This window comes from Streptomyces sp. NPDC048275 (genome assembly GCF_040652275.1).
Taxonomy (GTDB): domain Bacteria; phylum Actinomycetota; class Actinomycetes; order Streptomycetales; family Streptomycetaceae; genus Streptomyces.
Window position 1 is genome coordinate 1 of record NZ_JBEZLR010000262.1, and the last position, 1302, is coordinate 1302.

Genomic DNA, 1302 nt, shown 5'->3' on the forward strand with positions numbered 1-1302 from the left:
CTTGAGTTCTAGTGGTCGTTGCAACACCCCAGCTCAGGGGATGCAATGGACTTCGAGATACGCAAGGACCGGGGGCCGCAGGGGCGAAGGAAGCTGACCCGTGAGCGGGCGGCATACTTCCAGCTCATGCAGCAGGGCTACAGCAGCAGGGAAGCCTGCCGAATCGTCGGCATCGACCGGCGGACCGGCAAGAAGTGGCGCAACGGATCACATGCGCACATCGGCAAGAAGAAGGCGACGCCTCCGATCCACCGGGAGGCACCGCCTTCTGGCCCATCCCGCTACCTGCGTGAGGCCGATCGCATCCACATAGCCGACCGGCTGCGGGAGAAGGCCACGGTCCGCGCGATCGCCGCCGAGCTGGGCCGCAGCCCGTCCACCATCAGCCGCGAGATACGCCGCAACCGGCACCCCGGCAACGGCCAGTACCGGCCGCACGCCGCCCAGGCCCGCGCCGATACCCGCCGGCCCCGCCCCAAGACGGGGAAGATCGGCCAGAACCCCGAACTGCGGGACTTCATCCAGGACCACCTGACCCTGCGGTGGAGCCCGGAACAGATCTGCCACGCTCTTCGCAGACGGTTCCCCGACCGGCCGGAGATGCACGTGACGCACGAAACGGTCTACCAAGCCCTCTACGTCCAGGGACGCGGCGAACTGCGGCGCGAGCTCACCCGGGCACTGCGGACCGGACGCGCCCGCCGCCGCCCCCACCGCCAGGCAGCCAAGCGCCAGCCCCGTTTCTCCACCCCGATGGTCATGATCAGCGACCGCCCGGCAGAGGCCGAAGACCGGGCCGTGCCCGGCCACTGGGAAGGGGACCTGATCATCGGCAAGAACAGTGGATCGGCGACCGGCACCCTGGTCGAACGCAGCACCCGCTACCTGATGCTGGTCCACCTGCCCGGCGACCACAGCGCCGAAAGTATGCGCGACGCTCTGACCGACACCGTGAAAACCCTGCCGCCGCACCTGCTGCGGTCCCTCACCTGGGACCAGGGCTCCGAGATGGCCGCCCACCACGCCTTCAGCATCGCCACCGACATTCCGGTCTACTTCTGCAACCCCGGCAGCCCCTGGCAGCGCGGCTCGAACGAGAACACCAACGGCCTGCTCCGCCAGTACTTCCCCAAGGGCACCAACCTCGCCGCCCACAGCCGCGAACACCTCGACGCCGTCGCCGCCGAACTCAACAGCCGCCCACGCAAGACGCTCGGCTGGGAAACCCCAGCCGAGCGCCTGTCTAAACTGCTCGCGGCCTGATCAACCGACCACGTGTTGCAACGACCCCTTGAATTCGCC

1 protein-coding gene is annotated in these 1302 nt (G+C 68.4%); it reads left to right on the plus strand.

The window, feature by feature from the left end:
- The first annotated feature begins 45 nt into the window (after positions 1–45).
- A complete protein-coding gene (locus AB0D57_RS47815) occupies positions 46–1263 on the plus strand; it encodes an IS30 family transposase (RefSeq protein ID WP_362088787.1) in 1218 nt (405 codons plus the stop codon).
- The last annotated feature ends 39 nt before the right edge of the window (positions 1264–1302 follow it).

Excerpts from the sequence above, each read along its gene's own strand:
- AB0D57_RS47815 (WP_362088787.1), top strand. The coding sequence starts at position 46 with ATGGACTTCGAGATACGCAAGGACCGGGGGCCGCAGGGGCGAAGGAAG.